Annotated in this window: 19 protein-coding genes, 1 pseudogene and 1 riboswitch; of the genes and pseudogenes, 5 read left to right on the top strand and 15 right to left on the bottom strand. The window is 71.6% G+C overall.

Annotated elements, in window-relative coordinates; genetic code table 11:
- Positions 1-12 precede the first annotated feature (12 nt).
- Positions 13-1,137 carry a ferrochelatase gene (locus AB0C75_RS09840; RefSeq protein WP_362888833.1) on the bottom strand — a complete coding sequence of 375 codons (1,125 nt, stop codon included), beginning with the start codon at positions 1,135-1,137 and terminating at the stop codon, positions 13-15.
- A gap of 129 nt (positions 1,138-1,266) precedes the next feature.
- Between AB0C75_RS09840 and AB0C75_RS09835 the strand changes: the two genes are divergently transcribed.
- A complete protein-coding gene (locus AB0C75_RS09835; protein ID WP_362888830.1) occupies positions 1,267-2,586 on the top strand; it encodes a D-arabinono-1,4-lactone oxidase in 1,320 nt (439 codons plus the stop codon).
- Between the two features lie 34 nt (positions 2,587-2,620).
- Here the strand turns inward: AB0C75_RS09835 and AB0C75_RS09830 are convergent, their stop codons facing one another.
- The gene (locus AB0C75_RS09830; protein ID WP_362888828.1) at positions 2,621-3,682 is read right to left on the bottom strand and encodes a hypothetical protein; all 1,062 of its coding nucleotides are present in this window, start codon (positions 3,680-3,682) and stop codon (positions 2,621-2,623) included.
- A gap of 497 nt (positions 3,683-4,179) precedes the next feature.
- Here AB0C75_RS09830 and sepH point away from each other — a divergent pair, with 497 nt between their 5' ends.
- On the top strand, positions 4,180-5,244 hold the full coding sequence (gene sepH, locus AB0C75_RS09825) for a septation protein SepH (RefSeq protein ID WP_362888826.1): 1,065 nt from the start codon (positions 4,180-4,182) through the stop codon (positions 5,242-5,244).
- A 96-nt stretch (positions 5,245-5,340) separates the two neighbouring features.
- Here sepH and AB0C75_RS09820 read toward each other — a convergent pair whose 3' ends face one another.
- A complete protein-coding gene (locus tag AB0C75_RS09820; protein WP_362888824.1) occupies positions 5,341-6,168 on the bottom strand; it encodes a sulfurtransferase in 828 nt (275 codons plus the stop codon).
- Positions 6,169-6,402: 234 nt separating this feature from the next.
- Here AB0C75_RS09820 and AB0C75_RS09815 point away from each other — a divergent pair, with 234 nt between their 5' ends.
- Positions 6,403-7,179, top strand: a complete 777-nt coding sequence (locus tag AB0C75_RS09815; RefSeq protein WP_362888822.1) for a VOC family protein — start codon at positions 6,403-6,405, stop codon at positions 7,177-7,179.
- 198 nt (positions 7,180-7,377) lie between these two features.
- Here the strand turns inward: AB0C75_RS09815 and AB0C75_RS09810 are convergent, their stop codons facing one another.
- The 4 genes from AB0C75_RS09810 to AB0C75_RS09795 all read right to left on the bottom strand — a co-directional run bounded on the left by AB0C75_RS09810 (position 7,378) and on the right by AB0C75_RS09795 (position 11,190).
- Positions 7,378-7,908 carry a nucleoside deaminase gene (locus AB0C75_RS09810; RefSeq protein WP_362888820.1) on the bottom strand — a complete coding sequence of 177 codons (531 nt, stop codon included), beginning with the start codon at positions 7,906-7,908 and terminating at the stop codon, positions 7,378-7,380.
- A 2-nt stretch (positions 7,909-7,910) separates the two neighbouring features.
- Positions 7,911-8,771 carry an LLM class flavin-dependent oxidoreductase gene (locus AB0C75_RS09805; RefSeq protein ID WP_362888819.1) on the bottom strand — a complete coding sequence of 287 codons (861 nt, stop codon included), beginning with the start codon at positions 8,769-8,771 and terminating at the stop codon, positions 7,911-7,913.
- Positions 8,772-8,871: 100 nt separating this feature from the next.
- Positions 8,872-10,086, bottom strand: a complete 1,215-nt coding sequence (locus tag AB0C75_RS09800) for an MFS transporter (protein WP_362888817.1) — start codon at positions 10,084-10,086, stop codon at positions 8,872-8,874.
- 204 nt (positions 10,087-10,290) lie between these two features.
- Positions 10,291-11,190 (bottom strand): alpha/beta hydrolase, encoded by a 900-nt coding sequence (locus AB0C75_RS09795; RefSeq protein WP_362888815.1) that lies wholly within the window; start codon positions 11,188-11,190, stop codon positions 10,291-10,293.
- A gap of 434 nt (positions 11,191-11,624) precedes the next feature.
- On the opposite strand from AB0C75_RS09795, the pseudogene AB0C75_RS09790 reads away from it, so the two are divergent.
- Positions 11,625-12,794, top strand: a pseudogene (locus tag AB0C75_RS09790) (family 16 glycosylhydrolase); the annotation flags it as partial.
- 134 nt (positions 12,795-12,928) lie between these two features.
- Here AB0C75_RS09790 and AB0C75_RS09785 read toward each other — a convergent pair.
- The 4 genes from AB0C75_RS09785 to AB0C75_RS09770 all read right to left on the bottom strand — a co-directional run bounded on the left by AB0C75_RS09785 (position 12,929) and on the right by AB0C75_RS09770 (position 18,489).
- A complete protein-coding gene (locus AB0C75_RS09785; RefSeq protein ID WP_362888813.1) occupies positions 12,929-13,579 on the bottom strand; it encodes a thymidine kinase in 651 nt (216 codons plus the stop codon).
- Between the two features lie 74 nt (positions 13,580-13,653).
- Positions 13,654-14,841, bottom strand: coding sequence for a nucleotide pyrophosphatase/phosphodiesterase family protein (locus AB0C75_RS09780; protein ID WP_362888811.1), 1,188 nt, complete (start codon positions 14,839-14,841; stop codon positions 13,654-13,656).
- Entirely contained in the window at positions 14,841-15,437 is a 597-nt protein-coding gene (locus AB0C75_RS09775) for a DUF5998 family protein (RefSeq protein WP_362888809.1), read from the bottom strand. Before AB0C75_RS09775 ends, AB0C75_RS09780 begins: the two co-directional genes overlap by 1 nt.
- A gap of 61 nt (positions 15,438-15,498) precedes the next feature.
- Entirely contained in the window at positions 15,499-18,489 is a 2,991-nt protein-coding gene (locus AB0C75_RS09770; RefSeq protein WP_362888806.1) for a GNAT family N-acetyltransferase, read from the bottom strand.
- 164 nt (positions 18,490-18,653) lie between these two features.
- Here AB0C75_RS09770 and AB0C75_RS09765 point away from each other — a divergent pair, with 164 nt between their 5' ends.
- Positions 18,654-18,935: an HPr family phosphocarrier protein gene (locus AB0C75_RS09765; RefSeq protein WP_018520603.1), complete on the top strand. Its 282-nt coding sequence runs from the start codon at positions 18,654-18,656 to the stop codon at positions 18,933-18,935.
- Positions 18,936-19,105: 170 nt separating this feature from the next.
- Here AB0C75_RS09765 and AB0C75_RS09760 read toward each other — a convergent pair whose 3' ends face one another.
- The 4 genes from AB0C75_RS09760 to AB0C75_RS09745 all read right to left on the bottom strand — a co-directional run bounded on the left by AB0C75_RS09760 (position 19,106) and on the right by AB0C75_RS09745 (position 23,916).
- Complete coding sequence (locus AB0C75_RS09760; protein ID WP_362888804.1) at positions 19,106-19,819, bottom strand: GntR family transcriptional regulator; 714 nt, start codon at positions 19,817-19,819, stop codon at positions 19,106-19,108.
- A gap of 175 nt (positions 19,820-19,994) precedes the next feature.
- On the bottom strand, positions 19,995-20,783 hold the full coding sequence (locus AB0C75_RS09755; protein ID WP_362888802.1) for a M23 family metallopeptidase: 789 nt from the start codon (positions 20,781-20,783) through the stop codon (positions 19,995-19,997).
- Positions 20,784-20,795: 12 nt separating this feature from the next.
- Positions 20,796-20,964: riboswitch (cyclic di-AMP (ydaO/yuaA leader) on the bottom strand.
- Positions 20,965-21,154: 190 nt separating this feature from the next.
- Positions 21,155-22,537 (bottom strand): pitrilysin family protein, encoded by a 1,383-nt coding sequence (locus AB0C75_RS09750; RefSeq protein WP_362889165.1) that lies wholly within the window; start codon positions 22,535-22,537, stop codon positions 21,155-21,157.
- A 26-nt stretch (positions 22,538-22,563) separates the two neighbouring features.
- Entirely contained in the window at positions 22,564-23,916 is a 1,353-nt protein-coding gene (locus tag AB0C75_RS09745; RefSeq protein WP_362888800.1) for a pitrilysin family protein, read from the bottom strand.
- Between the last annotated feature and the right edge of the window lie 140 nt (positions 23,917-24,056).

Genomic DNA, 24,056 nt, shown 5'->3' with positions numbered 1-24,056 from the left:
CCGGCGGCTTGGCTAGTACGGGCTGTCCGCTCCCGCGGCTGCGGGCTTGGCGACCCTGGCCGGACAGCAGCCGACCGGACAGAGGTCGTGGGAGGGGCCGAGAGCGCCCAGGGCGCACGGGGCGACGGCGCGGTCCTGCTCGGCGGCGGCCCGCTCCAGCAGGAGCTCGCGCACCGCGGCGGCGAACCGCGGGTCCGCGCCCACCGTCGACGAGCGGCGCACCGGCAGTCCGAGCTCGGCGGCCTTCGCGGTGGCCTCCGTGTCGAGGTCGTACAGCACCTCCATGTGGTCCGAGACGAAGCCGATGGGGGCCATGACGACCGCGGGGACACCGTCGCCGTGGAGCGTCTCCAGGTGGTCGCAGATGTCGGGCTCGAGCCACGGGATGTGCGGGGCGCCGCTGCGCGACTGGTAGACGAGCTGCCACGGGTGGTCGACGCCCGTCTCCTCGCGTACGGCCTCGGTGATCAGCCGGGCGACGTCCAGGTGCTCGGCCACGTAGGAGCCACCGTCGCCGTGCGTCTCCACAGGCCCCGAGGTGTCGGCGGCCGAGGTCGGGATGGAGTGTGTGCTGAACGCGAGGTGCGCACCCGCCCTGACGTCCTCGGGCAGCTCGGCCAGCGAGGCCAGCACACCGTCGACCATGGGCCGTACGAAGCCGGGGTGGTTGAAGTAGTGCCGCAGCTTGTCCACCCGTGGCACCGGGAGCCCCTCCGCCGCCAGGACGGACAGCGACTCGGCGAGATTCTCACGGTACTGACGGCAGCCGGAGTACGAGGCGTAGGCACTGGTGGCGAGCACGGCGATCCGGCGGTGGCCGTCCGTGATCATCCGGCGGAGGGTGTCGGTGAGGTACGGGGCCCAGTTGCGGTTGCCCCAGTACACCGGGATGTCGAGGCCGTGCTCCGCGAAGTCCTTGCGCAGTGCGTCCAGCAGCGCCCTGTTCTGCGCGTTGATCGGGCTCACGCCGCCGAAGAGGAAGTAGTGCTTGCCGACCTCCTTGAGCCGTTCTTCGGGGATGCCCCGGCCGCGCGTCACGTTCGCCAGGAACGGGACCACGTCGTCGGGTCCTTCGGGGCCGCCGAAGGAGAGCAGCAGCAGGGCGTCGTAGGGAGCGGGATCACGCAGATCGGACATGCCCCCGATCCTGCCACCCTGTGCTCGCGGACCACTCCCTGGGTTCCTGCCCAGGAGGCACTGAGTATGATCCCCCTCCAACTGGCCGGGAGCCTGCCTTTCCCGGCCGTGGCGGGAGGCGCGCGGAAGATGACCGACACCTACGCACGGACGGCGCACACCTGGCGCAACTGGGCGGGCAACGTCACCGCCCGGCCGACGCGTGTGGAGTCACCCGCCTCGGTCGACGAGCTCGCCGATGTGGTCCGCAGAGCGTCCGAGGACGGCCTCAGGGTCAAGCCGGCCGGCACGGGTCACTCGTTCACCGCGACCGCGGCGACCGACGGGGTCCTCATACGCCCTGATCTGCTCACCGGCATCCGTGACATCGACCGCCGGGCGATGACCGTCACGGTCGAGGCCGGCACCCCGCTGAAGCGGCTCAACGCCGTGCTCGCCCGCGAGGGGCTCTCCCTCACCAACATGGGCGACATCATGGAGCAGACGGTCGCCGGGGCCACCTCGACGGGCACCCACGGAACCGGCCGCGACTCGGCGTCGGTCTCCGCGCAGATCCGCGCGCTGGAGCTGGTCACCGCCGACGGCACGCTGCTGCACTGCTCGGCCGACGAGCACCCGGACATCTTCGCGGCGGCCCGGATCGGCCTGGGTGCGCTCGGTGTGGTCACGGCGGTCACGTTCGCGGTGGAGCCGGTCTTCCTGCTGACGGCCCGCGAGGAGCCGATGGCCTTCGACCGGGTCACAGCCGATTTCGATCAGCTGGTCGCGGAGAACGAGCACTTCGAGTTCTACTGGTTTCCGCACACCGGCAACTGCAACACCAAGCGCAACAACCGCAGCGCGGGCCCCGCCGCTCCGCCCGGGCGGGTCAGCGGCTGGATCGAGGACGAGCTCCTGTCCAACGGCGTCTTCCAGGCCGCCTGTCTGCTCGGCCGTGCGGTCCCCGCGGCCATCCCCTCCCTCGCCAGAATCTCCAGCCGCGCGCTGTCGGCCCGTACGTACACCGACATCCCGTACAAGGTCTTCACCAGCCCGAGGCGGGTGCGTTTCGTCGAGATGGAGTACGCCCTGCCGCGCGAGGCCGCGGTCGAGGCGCTGCGTGAGGTCAAGGCCATGGTGCAGCGCTCGCCGCTGCGCATCAGCTTCCCGGTGGAGGTCCGCACCGCGCCCGCGGACGACATCGCTCTCTCCACGGCTTCGGGCCGGGAGAGCGCGTACATCGCGGTGCACATGTACCGGGGCACACCGCATCAGGCGTACTTCACGGCCGTCGAGCGGATCATGACGGGCTACGCAGGCCGCCCGCACTGGGGCAAGATCCACACCCGGGACTCCGGCTATCTGGCCGGGGTGTATCCACGCTTCGGCGAGTTCACCGCCGTACGCGACCGTCTCGACCCGGACCGGCTCTTCGCCAACGACTACCTGCGCCGCGTGCTCGGGGACTGAGCCCCCGGGCCTTCGCGCACGCCGCCGGGGAGGCTCACCGGTCGGTTCCGGTACCGGACTCGGCCCCGCCCTGCTGTTCCTGGGCCTCGCCGGCACCGGTCGGGTCCGGTGCGGCCGGCGTGGTGGCGGCGTCGCCCGGAGTGGTCGGGGCGGTGGTGTCCGGCGTCGTGTCACCGTCGGACGCCGAGGGCGTGGGAGTGGGACCGGTGACCGCGCCGTCGGTGGCCGCGGGGTCGGGACCGGTGCTGTGCCCCGTGCCCTCGTCGGTACCGGGCGAGGTCGTGGTCCCACTGCCGGGCACGTCCCCGTCGTCCTGCTGGCCCCCCTCGTTCCCGTCGTCCTTCCGGTCCGTGCCGTCCGAGGGCGAGGGTGAGGTCGTGCCCCCGTGGCGCTCGCCGCTCACGACGGAGCCGATGGTCGTGCCTCCGTTGCCCCCGAGGTCGTGCCCGGAGACCATTTCGTACACGGTGATGCCGGCCATCGACAGGACGAAGACCCCGGTGGCCGCGAGGGCCGACCGCTTCCAGCCGCGGACGGGGGTGCCGTGCGTAAGGGCTTCGGAGTAGTCGGAGCAGGAGTCGTCCTTGAGCGCGTCGCCCGGGCGCGGGTCCGGCGGGGCTCCCGGGTCCTTGCCGCCCGGACGCGCTTCGCCCGGCCGGACCTGTCTGAGCATCGTGGTGCGGTCGGTGCCGGTCTCCGCCGTGCGCAGGACCCGCGTCGCGTCGTCCTCGACGCCGACCTGCCGCAGAACCCGCGTCGCGTCGTCCTGCGGCTGGCGTGTCTGCTGCGGCTGCTGCGACCTGAGGGGCGTCTCCCGCGTCCGGACGCTCACCTGACGGCCTGCCGGGCTCTTCGCCTGGACGGTGACCTCGCGGATCTGTTCCCCGGTACGACGGAAGAAGTGCTGGAAGACCGAGCCGCCGCAGGTGGCGACCACGCTCATCACGCCGGCCCCGGCGATGGTTCCGTACACACCGAGCTGCGAGGCCATGACCGCCGCCGCGACTGCCGCGACCGCACTGCCCGCGACCTGCGGGAGGCTCAGATCTATGCGCCTTTCTCTGCGTTCCGCATCATTCTGCGGCTTCTGAACCATGATCAGCCCCTGCTAGACAACTACCCCACCTTGCACCAGGAAAGGACATTTGAGCGAACCAGATGGTTCCGATTCTGGAGATTATGTGAAGCAGCTAACGCACCGCGGACATACCGCGGGCATCGGGGCGACTCAACTCCCGTACCCGGCGAGAACTTCGGCGGCGCGCCGGTCCACCCCGGTGGCCCGAATGGAGTACTGTGGCGAGCCCTGGGGCCGGACTCCCACACGGGTATCCGGGACCTACGGGAGGGGGCCGAAGGACGGCACTCGAACCGGCGGCGCCGCGGCATCGCACGGACGCCCGCCGCATGGAGTGATCATCCGGTCACTGCACGTCGCGAACAGGTGACCGTGTCATCGTGGCGTTCCAGGACCAACGCCCGACACGCGGGTAACTTGGCAAGGTTGTGGCAGGCTGAAGCCGGGCAGGTCACACTCGACTAGCGGAAGCAGCGACGCACGTGACGTCGGCAGGCACCACCCGGGAGGTTCCCATGCCCGAACTGCGTGTCGTGGCCGTCTCAAACGACGGCACACGACTGGTGCTCAAAGCTGCGGACAGCACGGAGTACACGCTTCCGATCGATGAGCGGCTGCGTGCCGCGGTGCGCAACGACCGCGCTCGGCTCGGCCAGATCGAGATCGAGGTGGAGAGTCATCTCCGCCCGCGTGACATCCAGGCGCGTATACGCGCCGGCGCCTCCGCCGAGGAGGTCGCCCAGTTCGCCGGCATCCCGGTGGACCGGGTACGCCGCTTCGAGGGCCCCGTGCTCGCGGAGCGTGCGTTCATGGCCGAGCGCGCCCGGAAGACTCCTGTGCGCCGTCCCGGCGAGAACACCGGACCCCAGCTCGGTGAGGCGGTGCAGGAACGGCTGCTGCTGCGCGGAGCCGACCGGGAAACCGTCCAGTGGGACTCCTGGCGCCGGGACGACGGCACCTGGGAGGTCCTCCTCGTCTACCGCGTCGCCGGCGAACCGCACGCCGCGAGCTGGACGTACGACCCTCCGCGGCGGCTCGTCCAGGCACTGGACGAAGAGGCGCGCTCACTGATCGGTGAGACCGACGATGTCGCGGCTCCCGAGCCGAGCTTCCCGTTCGTGCCCCGGATCGCACGGCTGCCGCGCGACCGGCCGCTGGATCGCGCGCTCGACCGGCAGATCGAGCGCCCCGCTCCCCCGGCGCCGGAGCCGGAGGAGCGCGTCGGCGGCGTGTCGGCGGGCGAGCGCGATTCGCTGACCAGCCTGCTGGAGGCGGTGCCGAGCTTCCGTGGTGACATGGTCGTCCCGGAGCGGCCTTCGCAGCCCGAGCCGCCCGCGATCGAGCCCGCACCGCAGCAGGAGCCCGAGGCCGACGAGCCCCCGGCCGCCGCGGCGTCCGCCGGTGCGGGTTCGGCCTACGCCGATGTGCTGATGCCGCGCGCGGTGGCAGGTCACCGCGACCGGCTGACCGGGACGACTGATCGCCAGGCCGAGGCGGACGGCGTGCGTCCGGGCCGCCGCGCCGCGGTGCCGAGCTGGGACGAGATCGTCTTCGGTACCCGCCGGAAGAAGCAGGACTGAGAGGCGCCCCTGCACCCGTGACACGAGGAGGGCCCGTACGCGACCGCGTACGGGCCCTCGCTCTGTCCCGATATCCGATAACTGACACCCGAGGGTTCAGGCCGGGTCCGGGCCCGTGGCGACGGGCCTGGAGGCGTCCGCCGTCCACTGCGACCAGGATCCCGCGTACAGGGCGGCCGGGTGTCCGGCGAGCTCCAGCGCCAGCACCTCCTGGGCGGCCGAGACGCCGGAACCGCAGTAGACGCCGACCTGGGTGCCGGCGTCGGCACCCAGGTCGGAGAAGCGTGAGGCGAGCGAGGCCGCGGACAGGAAGCGCCCGTCATCGTCGAGGTTCTGCGTGGTCGGGGCGGACACGGCGCCGGGGATGTGGCCGCCGACGCGGTCGATCGGCTCCACCTCCCCGCGGTAGCGCTCAGCCGCCCGGGCGTCGAGCAGCAGACCGGAGCGGGCCAGCTTCGCGGCCCCGTCCGCGTCGAGGAGGGCGAGCGCGCCCGGGCGGGGCCGGAAGTCGCCCTGGTCGGGCTCCGGGACGCTGGTGGTGAGCTCGCCCGTCCATGCCGCGAGGCCGCCGTCCAGCACCCGGACGTCGTCGTGCCCGGTCCAGCGCAGCAGCCACCAGGCGCGGGCCGCCGCCCAGCCCTGGGCGCCGTCGTGGACCACCACGGGGGTGTCCTGGCCGACGCCCGCCCTGCGCATGACGGCCCCGAAGGCCTCCGGGTCGGGCAGTGGGTGACGGCCGCCGCTGCCGGCCGGTCCCGAGAGCTCGGATTCGAGGTCGATGAACACCGCCCCGGGGATGTGCCCTGCCTCGTATTCGGTGCGACCGTCCGGTCCGCCGAGCTGCCAGCGGACGTCCAGGAGCACCGGCGGACGCGGCCCCGCCGACTCGCTCACGTATTCGGATGCGGTGATGATGGGCTTCATGGGTGCCATCCTCGCGCAGCGGCGGCCGGCCCGGTGACGTATCCGCTAAATGGATGTACCGCATCAAAACGGGCTACGGCCTGACGGGAAGCCGGAAAACGCGGCGCGGCCGGGGTGCCTGCGGGGCTCAGTGGTGCGAGCATCTGCACGGAGCGTACGCACTCGTATCCGTACCGCCGGACACCGTGTGGGCTCCGTCCCCCGTACGGCCACCCGAAGGTGCGAGGAGAGAAGATGACCGAGGCTGCCACCCGGCGCCTGCCTGGAGCACCGTGCTGGGTGAGTCTGATCGTGCACGGTCTGACCGCGACCGAGGACTTCTACAGCCAGTTGTTCGGCTGGGAGTTCGGGCCGGGGCCCGAACAGCTGGGGCCGTACGTCCGGGCGTTGCTGTGCGGCAAGGAAGTGGCCGGCATCGGTCAGCTGCCGCCCGGCCGGCATCTCCCGATCGCCTGGACGACCTATTTCGCCACCCAGGACGCGGATGCCACCGCGGAGTCGATCAGGTCCTGCGGCGGGACGGTGGCCGTCGGCCCCCTCGTCGCCGGCAACGCGGGCCGGCTCCTGCTGGCGTCCGACCCGACCGGCGCCGTCTTCGGCGCCTGGCAGCCCGCCGAGCACCTCGGTGCGGCTCTCGCGGGCACGCCGGGCACCCCCGTGTGGAACGAGCTCCTGACCCGGGAGACCGCCTCGGTCGCCAAGTTCTACCAGGCCGTGTTCGGGTTCGAGACGGAGGCCGTCGTCTCCGCCGACTTCGACTACCAGACACTGCACATCCAGGGCCGTCCGGTGGCCGCCCTGCACGGCGTGGGGCACGCCCTGCCGCGTGACCGCGGCCCCCACTGGATGACGTACTTCCAGGTCGCCGACGCGGACGAGGCGACGGCACGCGTCGTGGAGCTCGGCGGCCATGTACTGCAGCCGCCGCGGGAGGCCTCCAGCGGGCGGCTGGCCACGGTGTCGGACCCCGAGGGCGCGGTGTTCACGATCGTGCGGCCGCCCGGCAGCTGACCTCGGGTCACCCCCGTTCGTCACTTCGATGTCACCGCGGGAAGCGACTGCATACGGTGGCTGATTCCCTTCGCAGGTGGAGGAGCTGCAGGAGCACATGGCCAAGTACGACCAGTTCATGGTGTGATCCCGTCACTCCGGGAACGGCCGGGGCCCGGCAGCGAGAACATCCGCTGCCGGGCCCCGGCGCCCTCTCTGTCAGCTCGCCGTACGGGCGCGGAGGGCCAACGCCTTGACCTGCGCGGCAAGTTCGGGGACGGGGCCGGCCGTCTCCTGGGCCGGGACCACCTCCCGGATGGACAGCGGGCTCAGGGGCGAGGTGATGGGCGCGCCCCATTCGGCCTTCCAGTCCCGGGCCTGCTGGGACGAGCTCGCGTACACGATGCGGCCGAGTCCGACCCACCCGTGCGCGGCCGCGCACATCGGGCAGTGCTCACCCGAGGTGTAGACGGTCGCCGTGCCCCGCTCCTCGGGGGTCAGGTGGGTGGCGGCCCAGCGGGCGAGTTCGAACTCGGGGTGCTTGGTCGGGTCACCTGTGGTGGACTCGCGGTTGCGGTCCTCCGCCAGGATCTTCCCGTCCGCGTCGACGAGCACGGAGCCGAACGGCCCGTCGCCGGCGTCCACCGCCTCGGCCGCGAGTTCCACGCAACGGCGCAGATAGGTCAGGTCGGCTTCGGTGACGCCTGCGGCGCGACCGCCGTCACCCTCGGGAAGGTCGTCGTCGGCCACTGTCACTCCGTCTCTGTGGGGTATCGGTGCGCCCGGTGCGCGGCCACGGTGGCCAGGGCCTGCCAGGCCGCTTCGGGCCTGAGGGTCTCTTCCGGGTCGCCGTTGTAGGGGTCGAGCAGCACGGTTTCCGCGCCGGCGAGGCGCAATTGCTCGATGTCGTCGAAGATCTGCTCGATCGTGCCTTCGCCGGCACGGCGGTCCGGGTGAACGACGGGCTTTTCCGTGAGCCGCAAAGTGATGCGCGGCACCAGATCGGGCACCGGCCGCTCGAGTCCGGCCGCAATACCCTTCAGACGGTCGACCGCCTGAAGGAACCAGGGCAGCGTGAAACGCAGGGGATGCCATGGCATACCGAGGCGTGCCGCCCGACGCAATGCGACATCGCTGTTGCCGCCGATCCAGATGGGAATCTGCCCGCTCCGGTAGTCGGCTTCGTCGTCCCATGCGGTGCGTAGCGCCCGAAGGTATTCGTCGGTCAGTGCGCCGCGCTTTTCGAAGGGGACTCCCAGCGCCTCGAATTCCTCCCGCGCCCAGCCGACGCCGACCCCGAGAACCAGCCGTCCGCCGGAGAGTTCATGCAGGTTGGCCGCCATTCGGGCAGTCAGCAGGGGGTGCCGGTAGGGGAGGATGAGAACCGTGGTCCCCAGCTGGATCCTGGTCGTGATTCCGGCCAGCCAGGCAAGCGTGGTGAACGGCTCGTAGAACGGGGCGGGATACTGCTTGGCGACATCCGGTGTGATCGCGACATGGTCGGAGACCATCAACAGGTCAAAACCGAGACCTTCCACTGTTTTGGCCCATCGGGCAAGATTGTCCGGCGTCGTGCCTGGGCCGAAGTTTGGAACATTTACGCCTATCCGCATACTCCGAGAATAACAACTCCCGGGCACCGGTGTGGAGTTACCGGCGAGGGCCACGCCGTCCCGAATGAAAAGGGAGTGACATGCGGTCCGTGCATTCCGGTCATTTCCCTTCATCCGAGTGCCGGGGACGTCGTGTCGAGGGGACGAGGAGCAATGCGGCCAGTGCGGCCGCGGTCGTCGGGAAGAGGGCGGACGGGCCGCCGGCGGAGAGCAGCGGGCCGCCCGCGAGCGAGCCGATCCCGGTGCCGGCGTCGAAGGCGATGTTCCACGCGACTCCTGCCCGGCCGAGCCCGGCGGAGCCCTCGTCGGCCGCCTGCATGACCAGCACCAGGGTGGCGCTCTGGACGGCGCCGAAGCCCGCTCCGAACAGGACCGCACCGGCCAGCAGCAGCGCCGGTTCATCGGAGGCCGAGCCCGCGGCGGTACCGAGCGCGGTGACGAGAACGGCGGGCACCAGCACCCTTCGGCCGCCGTACCCGTCGATGAGCCACCCGGCGACCAGCCTGGCGAGCACCGAGGAGGCCTGCGCGGCGAGCAGCGCCTGCGGTGCGGCCGACGCGGTCAGCGGAACGAAGGTGAAGACGACGCCGTACGCCGTGGTGGAGGCGATCTCCACCAGCAGGGGGCCGGTCATCGGACGCAACGACCGCCATGCCCCGCGCACGGTCCATGACCGTGCGGCCCTCGGTCCGGCCGGCCGCGCGGGCCCGGTTCCCCGCGGGAAGCCGAACGAGCCGGCCACCACCAGACCGGCCGTTCCCGCCGCGAGGGCGAAGGTGAGCGTGTACGCCTCCTGCCGGGCCAGCGCGATGCCCAGCGGAGCTCCCAGCACACCGGCGACACCGACCGCGGCGCCGTACCAGCCGATGGCCCGCCCCCGGCCGGCGGCCGGGAACAGCTCCGTGGTGAAGGTGACACCGGCGACGACGAAGATCCCGAAGCCCAGCCCGCGCACGGCCGCGAGGCCGTTCAGCGCGGTCAGCGTGGAGGCGGCCGGCAGGGCCAGGGACGGCAGCCCCAGCAGCGCACCGCTCAGCGCGAGGGAGTTGCGGCGCCCGAGCCGGGCGAAGAGCCACGGGGTGAAGGGCTGGACGGCCAGGGTCGACGCCATCAGGGTGGCGGTGAGCGCTCCGGCGCCCGACGGCCCCGCGCCGGAGCGGACGGCGTAGGCCGGCAGCGCGGAGAGCAGCAGATTGAAGCTTGCGAAGCCGCCGAACGCCGCGATCAGCGCGCCGCCGAAAGCCGAACGTCTGCGCAGGTCGGACGACACCAGGCCACGGCCGGTCCGCGCGGCCGGATCCGCCGGCGTGATCACCGCGACCGGGCCCCGCGCAGGGGCAGGGCGTGGGGCCGGCGCAGGCCGTGGATCAGGTGTGAGCCGTGGGACGTCTTCTCGGGCACGTGGACGAAGGTACCCCCGCCGGGCGGCGAAACGGCCTCCGTACATGAGGAGTTCACAGTACGGCGCACGAACGGGGCCCGGCTCGGAGGAAGGAGCCGGGCCCACGTGCCGTCCGGGCTACTTCTGCTGGTCGGTGACCTCGGCCGTGACCTTCTGGATCGCCTTGAGCGCGAGGTCGGGGCGGTCGGTGTGGATGTAGTGGCCGGTCTTGGGCGCCATGCTGAGCGTGCTGCGGCTGGAGATGGCGCGCCACTCCTTCTGCCCGTCGGCCCACATCTTCTCGAGCGCGGTCTCGTACTCGGGGGCCTGGGCGTACTGGGACTCGTGCCTGAGTATCTCGACGGGAATGTCACCGGCGGAGTGGACCTCACCGTCGGCGATGACGTACTTCTCCGGATTCTGCCCCTCGTTTACCCCGATCGTCTGCTCACGCAGCTGGCCGCCGATCCCGGTGGCGTCTTCCGGGATCGCCTTCGAGACATCGGCGGTCAGCGTCGGAATGGTGGCGTCCATCAGGACCAGGCCCTGGATCCGGTCCTTGTGGTCGGGGGCGTAGCGGGCGGCGATGTAGCCGCCCAGCGAGTGGCCTGCCAGCACGACGGGGCGGTCGCCCGCGAGCCGGTCGAGCACCGAAGTGAGGATCTCCCCGGTGTCGTTGATGCCCTGCATACCCTTCGGCTTGTCGCTCTTGCCCTCGCCGAGCCGGTCGTAGGAGCAGACCCGGGCCTTGCCGCTCAGGCTCTTCTGCAGCGGCGCCATCGTGTCGAGCCCGTCTCCCCCGCCGGCCATCAGCATGACCAGCGGGCCGCCCTCGGCCCCGTCGCCTGCGCAGGAGACGTTCACCGAACTGCCGCCGACGGTGATCTTCTTGGTCCCGGTGAACGGGTCCCCCAGGGAGCCCTTCCCGGCCGAGGTGGAGTCGTCCTTGACGTACTCCTCGTAGGCGACAAGCCCCACACCGCCCACGACGCAGCAGACGGCGATGACGGCGATGGACTTGACGATGGTGCGGACCATGGGGGGAACTCCAGGAAGCGTGGGCGGGGCAGGACGCGGAGGGCGGAACACTCCGGAAGGTGCGACTGACAGGACTCTATGGATCCGGGGGCCGATGGGTCGTCACCCTGCGGTGGACACAACCCCGTAGCTCCCCAGGGGGACAGCGGCCGATCGCGCTCTTCAACGGTTGACGTCGGGACGCGGCCCGCTGTGCGGGTTCCGGTGAATCGCGTTCAACTTCTTGACGTGTCAGCAACAACGCCGCAATCATCTGCTCACCGAGAGAGCGCTCTCTCGGAGATTTTGGCGACCAACTAGGAGACGCCATGCAGAGCAGTCCATCCCTCCCGGTGACCAACAACAGAAGATCCCTGGTTCTGGCCGTGGTCGTCGCTGTCCTCGCGAGCCTGGCTCTCGCCCTGAACGGCAACACCCCTGCCAAGGCCGCGGACTCCACCCTGCTGTCGTACGACAAGCCGGCCACGGCTTCGACGTACCAGGACGCCAACAGCTGCGTCGGCTGCACCCCGGCCAAGGCGTTCGACCACGACCCGGCCACCCGTTGGGCCACCAGTGACAGCGACGGCTGGGTCGACCCCGGCTGGATCAGCGTCGACCTGGGGGCCACCGCACACATCACGCAGGTCGTGCTCCAGTGGGACCCGGCGTACGCGACGTCCTACGAGATCCAGACGTCGCCCGACGGCAACGACTGGACCAGCGTCTACTCCACGACCACCAGCGAGGGTTACAAGCAGACCCTGGACGTCGAGGGTGACGGCCGCTATGTGCGGATGTACGGCACCGCGCGCAGCAACGGCTACGGATACTCGCTGTGGGACTTCGACGTGTACGGCACCGGCGGCGACCCGACCCCGCCGCCCGCCGCGCCGCCGGCGCCCAACGACCCGCCGCAGCTGGTGTGGAGCGACGAGTTCGACGGCCCGGCCGGCAGTAAGCCCGACACCGGCAAGTGGACGCAGGACACCGGCAGGGGCCAGAACGGCGAGCTGGAGGAATACACCGACGGCGAGAACACCGACATGGACGGCGAGGGCAACCTCGTCATCGAAGCAAGGAAGGAGGCCGACGGCTCGTACACCTCGGGCCGTATCAACACCTCGCAGTCGCTGAACTTCGCCTACGGCCATGTCGAGGCCCGGATCAAGGTGAGCGGCACGCAGGGTCTGTGGCCCGCGTTCTGGATGCTCGGATCCAACTTCAACACCGGCACACCGTGGCCGAACTCGGGTGAGATCGACATCATGGAGCACGTCGGCAGCGTCGCCGACTCCGTGTACTCCACGCTGCACGCGCCGGCCTACAACGGCGGCGGCGGCTACGGATCTCCGTACACCGTGGCGGGCAGCGACTTCGCCTCGGACTTCCACGTCTACGCAGTCGACTGGGACGCCGACCACCTGACGTTCTCCGTGGACGGCAACGAGTTCTTCACGGCGGACAAGGAGACGGTGGAGTCGACCCGGGGGCCCTGGGTCTACGACCACCCGTTCTACATCATCCTCAACAACGCGGTCGGCGGTGACTGGCCCGGAGCCCCGGACGACTCGAGCGTCTTCCCGCAGCGGATGCTGATCGACTACGTGCGGGTCTCGCAGTAGCGAGCAGGCAGAGAAACGACGGCGACAGCACGCCTGTTTCGGTGTGGCGACGCGCCGTCAAGTAATGAAGACGCCCGCACCTGGTCTCCCCGCCGGGTGCGGGCGCCACCGGTCCGGGTACCGCCCCCGAGATCTCAGGCCTGTGTCACCGGCAGGACGTCGGGGGACAGCGCGCCCGCGCGGGCCGAGGCGGCGGTCATCCGGCGAAGGTGGTGCCGACGGCACAGAACCTCGTAACCGGTGTCCTCCACCGGGTGGTTGACGTCACCCACGACCACCTGGGCGCCCTCGACCACCATCTCCCCGCCGAGCGTACGGGCGTTGTGCGTCGCCCGCGCGCCGCACCAGCACAGCGCCTCGACCTGTAGGGCCTCTATCCGGTCGGCCAGCTCGATCAGCCGTTGCGAGCCGGGAAAGAGCTTGGTGCGGAAGTCGGTGGTGATCCCGAAGGCGAAGACATCGAGCCCGAGGTCGTCCACGACCCGTGCCAGTTGGTCGATCTGCTCCAGCGCGAGGAACTGCGCCTCGTCGACGATCACGTAGTCCACCCGGCCGCCCGTGGACAACTGGTCGACCAGATAGCCGTACACGTCCATGCTCTCGCTGACCTCGACGGCCTCGGTGACCAGGCCGAGGCGCGAGGACAACTTGCCTTCGCCGGCCCGGTCGTCCCGGGTGAAGATCACGCCCTGGAGCCCCCGGGCCGAGCGGTTGTGTCCGATCTGGAGAGCCAGTGTGCTCTTCCCGCAGTCCATCGTCCCGGAGAAGAACACGAGCTCGGGCATCGGAGGGTGCGCGCCTTTCGGAGGTGGATCGGGTGCGGGAGCAGCAGGGGCAGTGCGGGGGCGGAAAACGTCGGCTACGAGCGTACTTCGAGGAGTGGGACCAGCTGTTCCAGGGGGGTGAGCGAGCCGTGCATCCCCACCATCGCGGACTCGTGGGGCTCCTTGGCCGACGCGGTGATCACCACGTCGTCGTGGGCAGCCGCCACCACGTCGCCGATCCTGCCGTACACCCGCTCGTCGATCCGCGGGCCGAACCAGCCCGCCGCGACGGCCTCGTCACGGCTCGCCACCCAGAACTGCTCGCCGAGCACCTCGCGCCATACGGTGAGCACGTCCGCCTCGGCCCCGGGGACCGCGTACACATGGCGGGCCCTGCCTTCGCCGCCCAGCAGGGCGACACCGGCGCCCAGCTCCCAGTCCTCGTCGAAGTCGATCCTGGAGTGCTCGTCGAACGGGATGTCGATCATGCCGTGGTCGGCGGTGATGTAGAGCGCCGTGCGGGGCGGCAGCTGCTCGGCGAGGCGCCGGGCGAGCCCGTCGACGTACATCAGCTGGCCCCGCCAGGCGTCGGAGTCGACGCCGAAGCGGTGCCCCTGGCCGTCGACCTCGCTGTAGTACGTGTAGACGAGGGACCGGTCACCCGCGGCGAGCCGCTCGGCCGCGAGGTCCATCCGCTCCTCGCCCGTGAGCCGGCCGAGGAAGGAACCGCCGCTGAGCGCGACCTTCGTCAGAGGGGTCTGCTCGAAGCCGGGGGCGGAGACCTGAGCCGTGCGCACGCCGGCCGCGTCGGCGAGCTGGAAGACCGTCGGGTACGGCTGCCAGGCCTTGAGGTCGGTCCACGGCTTCCAGCGGAGCTGGTTCATGAGCGCGCCCGTCCCGGGGTTGCGCACCGTGTAGCCGGGAAGACCGTGCTCGCCGGGGGGCAGGCCCGTACCGACGGAGGCGAGCGAGGTCGCCGTGGTCGCCGGGAACCCCGAGGTGATCGGCCGGCCAGTGCCGCCCCGGGAGGTGGGGAGCAGGGAGTGCAGGAAGGGCGCCTCGTCCGGGTGGGCGTTGATCTGCTCCCAGCCGAGTCCGTCGATCAGGAAGACGCAGTTCCGGTCGGCGGGGGTGAGCTCCGGGATCACCGCGCCGAAGCCGGGCACGCCCTGGCCCGCGACGAGCGTCGGCAGCAGATCGGCGAGCGAGCCGATGCCGTACTCGGGAACGGGTGCGGTCTCGGGAGCGAGCAGAACGGGGTCCTGCCAGGCGGGCTGGACCATCAGCGGCCGGTCGCCGCGGTCGCGGCCGTGGCCTCGGAGAGCGACTGGGCGAAGGCGAGGGTCTGGCGCACGGTGTCCAGACCGTCCCCGGCCTCGCTGACACGAAGGCTCAGGTCGTCGGCGGTGGAGCTGCCGGTGTAGCCGTGGTCCGCCTCGCAGTTGGGGTCACCGCAGGCCGCGGGCTCCAGGTCGATGCGGGAGACGGCGCCCCAGCCGATGGTCAGGACGACCTCGCGGGGCAGCGTGCCGGGCACGTACTTCTCGGGGTTGGCGACGACGCGGCTGACCACGACGGACGAGATCCGGTCGAGCTTGACCGACTCGGTGGACGTCGTGGCGTACGGCGTCGGGGAGCTGGTGTCGGCGGCCTGCTCGTCGGTGTGGCTGACGATGAAGCGGGTGTCCGTCAGGACGAGGACCGTGACATGGCGGCGGACCTCGTTGGAGTCGAAGGTGGTCTCCTGGTGCACCAGGTACGAAGCGACCGGCTCTCCGCCGACGGCGGCCTCCACCGCCTCGGCCACGAGGGCCGGGTAGTAGCCGCTGCGCTCGATCGCCGTGCGCAGCCCCTGGGTCGTCGTACCGGTCTTTGCCATGGGGACCATCCTACGGGGGGCCGGTGGCTGCCGGGGACGCCGTGCACGGGTCTCCGGGCGGTCAGTAGCTGGGGAGCCGGCGGGGGCCGAGATCGTTGCGGGCGGGCGGCGGCGCGAGCCGGACGCTCGCCCCGAGCACCGTCAGTCCGTGCGTGGCGACGACCACGGGTTCCAGGGTGACCGAGACCACCTCGGGGTGGTCGTCGACCAGCCGGGACACCCGCAGCAGGAGCTCTTCGAGCGCCGCGGTGTCCGCCGGCGCGGAGCCGCGCCAGCCGAACAGCACCGGAGCCGCCTTGATGGAGCGGATCAGTTCGGCGGCGTCGCGGTCGGTGGCGGGCACGAGCCTGTGGGCCGTGTCGCCCAGCAGCTCGGAGGGCGCGCCGGCCAGGCCGAAGGAGAGGACGGCACCGGCCGCCGCGTCGATGGATGCCCTGACGACGGTGTCGACGCCCCTGGGTGCCATGGCCTGGACTACGGGCCGGAGTTCGGCGGGCGCGCCGAGCAGGCCGGTCAGTTCGTCGTACGCACGGCGCAGGGCGTTCTCGCCGGCGAGGTCGAGCCGGACACCACCGAGGTCGGCGCGGTGCCGGAGATGGGGCGCGGTGGTCTTGAGCGCCACCGGGTAGCCGAGCTTCGCCGCGGCGGCGACGGCGGCCTCGGGGTCCGGGGCGGGGAGCGCCGGCCGGACGGTGACGCCGTAGCGGGCGAGCAGCTCGCGTGCCTCGTCGTGGGTGAGCGGGCGGCCACGGGGGTCGGGGCTCGGGCCGAGCAGCGTCTCGATCAGCGCGGCGGTGCCGTGCTCGTCGATGGTGTCGTCCAGGAATTCGGGCACCTTGCCCGGGGTGGCCGCCTGGCGCCGCCACTGGGCGTACTTCACCGCTTCGGCGAGCGCGCGGACGGCTCGCTCGGCGGCGGGGTAGGCGGGGATCCGCCCGGCGGAAGGGCCGGGGGTCGCTGGACCTGCGGGGGCGCCGGGTGCGTCGGGGGCGGGGGCGCCGATCGGGGACTCGCCGCCCGTGACGGGCGCGCCGGGCCGGGGGGCGCCGGGGGGCTGGGTGCCGGGTGCCGATCCGCCGGGGGGCTGGGTGCCGGGTGCGGAGGTGGGGGGCGGCTGTGGATCCGGGGCGGCAGCGGACACGGCCGGCCGGGACGCGGCCCCGGACCCTGGCCCGGTGGCCGTGCCCGTGGCGGCGGCGAGGGCCTGCGCCAGGCCGCCCATCTCCACGTGGACCACCGCCACCGGCTTGGCCGGGCCACCGGCCACCGCCTCGCGCAGCGCGGCCCCCAGAACCTCGCCTTCGCCGGTCTCCGCCTCGCCGTTCTCCCCCACCCACGGGATCGCGGTCACGACCACGGCGTCGCACGCGCCGTCGGCGAGCGCCTCGGCCAGGGCGTCCCGGAAGTCCTGCGGGCTCGCCACCGTGGTGAGGTCGCGGGGCGGGCGCGGGCGCAGCCCCTCCGCCAGGCAGGCGTCATAGGTGAGGAGACCGAGCGACTCCGAGTTGCCCAGGATCGCCACCCGGGGGCCGTCCGGCAGGGGCTGGCCCGCGAGGAGCAGACCGACGTCGACCATCTCCGTCACGGTGTCGACGCGGATCACGCCCGCCTGGCGCATCAGCGCGGAGACCGTCGCGTCGGGGATACGGCTGACGGGCACGGCGTGCCCCTGCGGGTTGGAACCGCTGTGCCGGGCGCCCTTCACCACGACCACCGGCTTCACGGCGGCCGTCCGGCGGGCGAGCCGGGTGAACTTGCGCGGATTGCCCAGTGATTCGAGGTACAGCAGGGCCACATCGGTGTCCTGGTCCTCGTACCAGTACTGCAGGAAGTCGTTGCCGGAGACATCGGCGCGGTTGCCCGCGGAGATGAAGGACGACAGTCCTGCGCCCCTGCGGTGCAGGCCCGACAGGAGGGCGATCCCGATGGCGCCTGACTGGGTGAAGAGTCCGATGCGCCCTGCCTCGGGCGACTCGGGGGCGAGGGAGGCGTTGAGGCGTACCGCCTCGGAGGTGTTGATGATGCCGAAGGCGTTCGGACCGATGATCCGCATGCCGTACGAGCGCGCCTGCCGGACCAGTTCCCGCTGTCGTTCCCTGCCTTCGGCGCCGCGCTCCGCGTAACCGGCGGACAGGACGACCAGGCCCTGGACCCCGTGTTCTCCGCAGTCGGCGACGACCTCGGGCACCCGGTCGGCGGGGACGGCGACGACCGCGAGGTCGACCTGCTCGCCGATCTCACCCACGGAGCGGTGGGCGGACGCCCCTTCGACCGTGCCGGTGCCCGGGGCGAACGACGTGTTCACCGCGTACGCGCCTCCGGTGAAGCCGGAGCCGAGGAGGTTGCGCAGCACGGTCCGGCCCACTCCGCCGGGCGTGCGGCCGACGCCGATGACCGCGACGGACCCGGGGGCCAGCAGCCGCTGGACGGACCGCGCTTCGGCCCGCTGTTCACGGGCGCGCTGGACGGCGAGGGACTTGGCTGTGGGTTCCAGGTCGAGGGTGAGGTGGACCGAGCCGTCCTCGAAGCTGCGTTGCTGGGTGAACCCGGCGTCCCGGAACACCTTGATCATCTTGTTGTTGGCGGGCAGCACCTCGGCGGCGAAGCGGCGGATGCCCCGCTCCCGTGCCACCGCCGCGATGTGTTCGAGAAGGGCGGACGCCACGCCGCGGCCCTGATGGGCGTCCTGCACGAGAAAGGCGACCTCGGCCTCGTCCGCCGGGGCGGAGGCGGGCCTGCCCCGCGCGTCGATCCGGTCGTAGCGGACGGTGGCGATGAACTCGCCGCCGACCGTGACGGCCAGTCCCACCCGGTCGACGTAGTCGTGATGGGTGAAGCGGTGCACGTCCCGGGCGGACAGACGCGGGTACGGCGCGAAGAAGCGGTAGTACTTCGACTCGTCGGACACCTGCTCGTAGAAGCTGACCAGCCGTTCGGCATCGTCCGTGGTGATCGGCCTGATGCGCGCGGTGCCGCCGTCGCGGAGCACCACGTCCGCCTCCCAGTGGTCGGGGTACACGTGAGGCGGACTCTGCTCCGGAGTGGGCTCCATGGGCCAAGACTACGACCCGGGGCACCGGTCGCGGCGGGACCTCGGCGGGGGCACGCTGAGGGAGCCGACGGGCGGTGAGCGGCCGGTGACGGTGGCGGGCACAGCAGTACGCACTGCATGAGAGACTGGTCTAGACAACCCATAGCTTCGTGAAGGGCAGAACCATGGCTGAGCGCCGCGTCAACGTCGGTTGGGCCGAGGGCCTGCACGCCCGCCCCGCTTCCATCTTCGTCCGTGCCGCCACGGCCTCCGGCGTCCCCGTGACGATCGCCAAGGCCGACGGCAACCCGGTGAACGCCGCCTCCATGCTCGCGGTGCTCGGCCTGGGAGCCCAGGGCGGCGAGGAGATCGTGCTCGCATCCGAGGCCGACAACGCCGAGGCCGCCCTCGACCGCCTGGCGAAGCTGGTCGCCGAGGGGCTCGAGGAGCTCCCGGAGACCGTCTGACTCCGGTCGCTTCGCAACGGAGTTCTCTGCGGAAAGGCCGCGGCACCCTCACCGGGAGCCGCGGCCTTTCTGTATTCCACAACGACGCACACAGAGCCCGGTAAAACGTGGATCAGGGCAGCAGAAAGAAAGCCCTGCGATAATTACTCTCTTTGTATACGGCGCTTTTGTTAATGGCGGGCTCCCGCGATGTTGACGGGGTGTTGCGAAGTCCTCACCCCGGTGGCGCCCGCCGTCCGGCCGCCCACCGCCTGCCCCGGAGTACGCCGCAGCCGATGCGCCGCGGTGGCCCGCTCCGCGTGCTGGACGGCGAGCGCCCTGGCCCGCTCCGCGTCACGGCGCGCCACCGCGTCGACGAGGGCGCCGTGCTCGGCCCAGGAGTCCGCGGGGGTCAGCGGCTGCTCGACGGCGTACATCCAGGCGATCTTGTGCCGGAGCTGGGTGAGCAGCGCGATGAGTGCGGGGCTCCCCGAGGCCTGCGCCAGCGTCTCGTGGAACCAGCCTCCCAGGGCGCGCAGATCCTCCCCCTCCCCCCGACGCACGCGCTCCTGGCCCAGCTTGACCAGGCCACGGAGCACCTTGAGATGCGCCTCGGTGCGGCGCTGGGCCGCGCGGGCGGCGCCGAGGGGCTCCAGGAGCATGCGGATCTCCAGGAGGTCGGCGGCCTCCTGCCCGGTGGGCTCGGCGACACAGGCGCCGGCGTGCCGGCGGGTGACGACGAACCCCTCGGACTCCAGGGTGCGCAGTGCCTCGCGCACGGGCACACGCGAGACACCGTAGCGGCGCGCGAGCACCTCTTCGGTGAGGCGGCTGCCCCGTTCGAAGACACCGGAGACGATGTCGTCACGGATTGCCGTGCATACCGAATGCGCGGGAATACGCATGTCCGAACCTCCGCCTTAATCACCGCGAAACGCGGCCGATCGACGCCTGTTCCGTGACTCTATTGCAATCAGCCAGAATTTCCGATGGCGGGGTGGAATCCATGGATATCTTTTGGCCGTCGAGACACTCGGCGAGGAGTGCGGCACGCGCCCCGTCGGGAGCGGCGGGGTGGGGTCAGACCTGGACGCCGTGGGCGCGGAGGTAGGCGACGGGGTCCATGTCCGAGCCGTAGGCGGGGGTGGTCCTGGCCTCGAAGTGCAGGTGCGGCCCGGTGGAGTTGCCGGTCGAGCCGGAGAGGCCGATCTGCTCGCCCGAGCCGATGACCTGACCGACGGACACGCCGATCGAGGAGAGGTGGCCGTACTGGGTGTACGTGCCGTCCTTCATCTTGAGCACGATGTTGTTGCCGTACGCGCCGCCCCAGCCGGCCTCCACGACCGTGCCGGCGCCGACGGCGACGACGGAGGTGCCGGACGCGGCCTGGAAGTCCACGCCGGAGTGCGTGCCGGAGGACCAGAGCGCGCCGCCGGACTTGTATCCGGTGGTGACGTGCGAGCCGGCGACCGGGAGGTGGAAGGCGTTGAGCCGGGCACGCTCGGCGGCGCGGGCGGCGCGCGCCTTCTCCTCGGCGACCTCCTTGGCGCGGGCCTCGGCCTTGCGCTCGGCCTCCGCCTTCGCCTTCGCCTTGGCCTTCGCTTCGGCCGCGGCCTTCGCGGCGACGTCGGCCTGGTGCTGCTGGGCCGTCGCCTGGGCGGCGATCTGGTCGGCGAGGGTGGCGTCGAGGGCGACGGTCTGGGTCAGACCGGTACCGGTGACGGTCTGGGAGTCAGCGGCGAGGGCCGGAGAGGCGGTGGCGCCGATGACGCCGGTGGTGGCCAGGGCGGCGACGCCGGCGACCTTGGCGCTCTTGCGCGTCAGGCGGCTCGGGGCACGGTGCTTCCCGGTGGCACGGATGAACGCCATGGAGGGGCTGGTCCTTTCCTTCCTTCTCGCCTACCGGGTTAGCTGACGGGTTCGGAGCAGGAAGGTCTCCTACGGGCCTCCACACCTCCGACGAGGCGCAGAGATCCGATTCACCCCAGGGACTTCATGGGTCCCCGGCTCCCCAGGCTCGCGCCTGACGGGGACTCGGCGATGGCTGTCCGGCGCCGCGGATGCGGCATTCGTCCGGCGGACAGCCGGGCCGACGCTAGAGCGGGCCGCTTCGCGCCGCCAAACGGAAAGGGTCTTTTGTCGCACATCCCACAGGATGAACGCCGCACTTCTCTACAAATCAGACAAACAGCAGGACCCCGGCGGAAACCACCCGCCGGGGTCCGTCATGTCCCGTTCCGTCAGCCGCTGACGACCGACACCTCGCCGATGCCGAGCGCCTTCACCGGCTCGGCGATCTGCGCGGCGTCCCCGACCAGGACCGTGACCAGACGGTCGACCGGGAAGGCACTGACCACGGCGGCGGTCGCCTCGACCGTGCCGGTGCCGGCCAGGCGTGCGTACAGCTCGGCCTGGTAGTCGTCCGGGAGGTGCTGCTCCACCTGGTCTGCCAGGGTGCCGGCGACGGAGGCCGCCGTCTCGTACTTCAGCGGGGCGACGCCCACGAGGTTCTGCACGGCCGTCTCACGCTCGGCGTCGGTGAGTCCCTCGGCCGCCAGGGTGCGCAGGACCTTCCAGAGGTCGTCGAGCGCGGGCCCGGTGGACTCCGTGTCGACGGAGCCGCTGATCGCGAGCATCGCGGCGCCCGTCGTCCCGGACGAGGAGCCGGGCGCCGTCGAGCGCAGCACCTGTCCGAAGGCCCGGACACCGTAGGTGTAGCCCTTCTCCTCACGCAGCACGCGGTCCAGCCGGGAGGTGAGGGTGCCTCCCAGGCAGTACGTGCCGAGCACCTGGGCCGGCCACACGCTGTCGTGGCGGTCCGCGCCGATACGGCCGATCAGCAGCTGCGTCTGGACGGCTCCGGGGCGGTCCACGATGACCACACGGCCGGTGTCGTCCGCGGTGATCGGAGGCACCGGCCTGGCCTGGCCCGCGTTGCCCGACCAGTCCCCGAGGGTCTCGGAGAGCAGCGCGTCCAGGTCCACCCCGGTGAGGTCACCGACGACGACCGCCGTCGCCGTGGACGGGCGCACATGGGCGTCGTAGAAGGCGCGTACGGCGGCGGCGTCGATCCGCCGGACCGTCTCCTCCGTGCCCAGGCGCGGACGCGACATCCGTGCCGTGGCGGGAAAGAGCTCCTTGGAGAGCTGCTTGGCGGCCCGCCGGGCCGGGTTGGCCTGCTCGTGCGGGATCTCGTCGAGGCGGTTGCCCACCAGACGCTCGACCTCGCTCTCCGCGAAGGCAGGAGCCCGCAGGGCCTCGGCGACCAGGCCGAGCGCCTTGGTCAGCCGGGAGACCGGGACCTCGAGGGAGACGCGGACACCCGGGTGGTCGGCGTGGGCGTCCAGCGTGGCGCCGCATCGCTCGAGCTCGGCGGCGAACTCCTCCGCGGAGTGCTTGTCCGCGCCCTCGGACAGCGCGCGCGCCATGATCGTGGCCACCCCGTCCAGGCCATCGGGCTCGGCGTCCAGCGGGGCGTCGAGGAAGATCTCCACGGCGACGACCTGCTGGCCAGGGCGGTGACAGCGCAGCACGGTCAGCCCGTTGGGCAGGGCGCCGCGCTCGGGCGCGGGGAAGGCCCAGGGCCTGGCCTCGCCTGCGGTCGGCTGCGGGTGGTACTCCATCGCTACTCCAGTCACGGCGGCGTCGGTCACTTGTCGGCCCCTTCGGGCGCGTCGGTGCCCTCTGTCTCGTCGGCCGGTTCGACCGGCTCGTAGACCAGGACCGCGCGGTTGTCGGGGCGCAGGTGCGCCCGGGCGGCGGCCTTGACCTCGTCGGCCGTCACGTCGAGCACCCGGCCCACCGCGGTCAGGGCGAGCTGCGGGTCGCCGAACAGGACGGCATACCGGCAGAGTTCGTCCGCGCGGCCGGCGACCGTGCCGAGACGGTCCAGCCACTCGCGCTCCAACTGCGCCTGGGCGCGCTCCATCTCCTCGGGCGTGGGGCCCTCATCGGCGAAGCGGTTCAGCTCCTCGTCGACGGCCGCCTCGATCTGCGGCACCTCGACGCCCCCGGACGTCTTGACGTCAAGCCAGCCGAGCGAGGGCGCGCCGGCCAGCCTGAGCAGCCCGAACCCCGCGGCCACCGCCGTACGGTCGCGGCGCACCAGCCGGTTGTGCAGGCGGGACGACTCGCCGCCACCCAGCACCGTCAGCGCCAGGTCAGCGGCGTCGCACTCGCGCGTGCCGTCGTGCGGGAGCCGGTAGGCGGCCATCAGCGCACGCGCGGGAACCTCCTCCTGGACCACTTCGCGCAACTGTTCGCCGATGGTGCCCGGCAGGGTGCCGTCGCGCGGCGGCTGCTTGCCGTCGTGGGACGGGATGGAGCCGAAGTACTTCTCGATCCAGGCGAGCGTCTGCTCCGGGTCGATGTCCCCGACCACGGAGAGCACCGCGTTGTTCGGCGCGTAGTACGTGCGGAAGAACGCCTGTGCGTCCGCCAGCGTCGCGGCGTCCAGGTCGGCCATCGAGCCGATCGGCGTGTGGTGGTACGGGTGGCCGTCCGGGTAGGCGAGGGCGGTGAGCTTCTCGAAGGCCGTGCCGTACGGGACGTTGTCGTAGCGCTGGCGCCGCTCGTTCTTCACGACGTCCCGCTGGTTCTCCATGGACTCCTCGTCGAGCGCGGCGAGCAGTGAGCCCATCCGGTCGGCCTCGAGCCACAGGGCGAGCTCCAGCTGGTGCGTGGGCATCGTCTCGAAGTAGTTGGTGCGCTCGAAGCTGGTCGTGCCGTTCAGGGAACCGCCGGCTCCCTGCACGAGCTCGAAGTGCCCGTTCCCCTTGACCTGGCCCGAGCCCTGGAACATCAGGTGCTCGAAAAGGTGAGCCAGGCCCGTGCGCCCCTTGACCTCGTGGCGCGAGCCTACGTCGTACCAGAGGCAGACCGCGGCGACGGGGGTCAGATGGTCCTCGGAGAGCACCACGCGCAGGCCATTGGCCAGACGGTGCTCGGTCGCCGTCAAGCCGCCGGAGCCGGCCTGGGCTGTGGCCGTGTGACCCATGGGCATGTACGTCCCTTCGATCGGTACAGGTTTTCCTGCCGGACCTGCCACTCTAGGACCGTCCGGCCCATGGTGGGCAGCGTCGCGGGGCCGGGCACGGGCACCTGGCGAAGTTCCCGCCGGGTGAATGTTGTCGTAGACACTGC

This window comes from Streptomyces sp. NPDC048565, assembly GCF_040650935.1.
In the GTDB taxonomy this organism is placed as follows: domain Bacteria; phylum Actinomycetota; class Actinomycetes; order Streptomycetales; family Streptomycetaceae; genus Streptomyces.
This window is presented reverse-complemented; position numbering and strand designations above follow the sequence as displayed.

Coding starts and splice junctions, on each gene's coding strand:
- AB0C75_RS09840 (WP_362888833.1), bottom strand. CDS start 1,137: ATGTCCGATCTGCGTGATCCCGCTCCCTACGACGCCCTGCTGCTGCTC.
- AB0C75_RS09835 (WP_362888830.1), top strand. CDS start 1,267: ATGACCGACACCTACGCACGGACGGCGCACACCTGGCGCAACTGGGCG.
- AB0C75_RS09830 (WP_362888828.1), bottom strand. CDS start 3,682: ATGGTTCAGAAGCCGCAGAATGATGCGGAACGCAGAGAAAGGCGCATA.
- sepH (WP_362888826.1), top strand. CDS start 4,180: ATGCCCGAACTGCGTGTCGTGGCCGTCTCAAACGACGGCACACGACTG.
- AB0C75_RS09820 (WP_362888824.1), bottom strand. CDS start 6,168: ATGAAGCCCATCATCACCGCATCCGAATACGTGAGCGAGTCGGCGGGG.
- AB0C75_RS09815 (WP_362888822.1), top strand. CDS start 6,403: ATGACCGAGGCTGCCACCCGGCGCCTGCCTGGAGCACCGTGCTGGGTG.
- AB0C75_RS09805 (WP_362888819.1), bottom strand. CDS start 8,771: ATGCGGATAGGCGTAAATGTTCCAAACTTCGGCCCAGGCACGACGCCG.
- AB0C75_RS09795 (WP_362888815.1), bottom strand. CDS start 11,190: ATGGTCCGCACCATCGTCAAGTCCATCGCCGTCATCGCCGTCTGCTGC.
- AB0C75_RS09785 (WP_362888813.1), bottom strand. CDS start 13,579: ATGCCCGAGCTCGTGTTCTTCTCCGGGACGATGGACTGCGGGAAGAGC.
- AB0C75_RS09780 (WP_362888811.1), bottom strand. CDS start 14,841: ATGGTCCAGCCCGCCTGGCAGGACCCCGTTCTGCTCGCTCCCGAGACC.
- AB0C75_RS09775 (WP_362888809.1), bottom strand. CDS start 15,437: ATGGCAAAGACCGGTACGACGACCCAGGGGCTGCGCACGGCGATCGAG.
- AB0C75_RS09770 (WP_362888806.1), bottom strand. CDS start 18,489: ATGGAGCCCACTCCGGAGCAGAGTCCGCCTCACGTGTACCCCGACCAC.
- AB0C75_RS09765 (WP_018520603.1), top strand. CDS start 18,654: ATGGCTGAGCGCCGCGTCAACGTCGGTTGGGCCGAGGGCCTGCACGCC.
- AB0C75_RS09760 (WP_362888804.1), bottom strand. CDS start 19,819: ATGCGTATTCCCGCGCATTCGGTATGCACGGCAATCCGTGACGACATC.
- AB0C75_RS09755 (WP_362888802.1), bottom strand. CDS start 20,783: ATGGCGTTCATCCGTGCCACCGGGAAGCACCGTGCCCCGAGCCGCCTG.
- AB0C75_RS09750 (WP_362889165.1), bottom strand. CDS start 22,537: ATGGAGTACCACCCGCAGCCGACCGCAGGCGAGGCCAGGCCCTGGGCC.
- AB0C75_RS09745 (WP_362888800.1), bottom strand. CDS start 23,916: ATGCCCATGGGTCACACGGCCACAGCCCAGGCCGGCTCCGGCGGCTTG.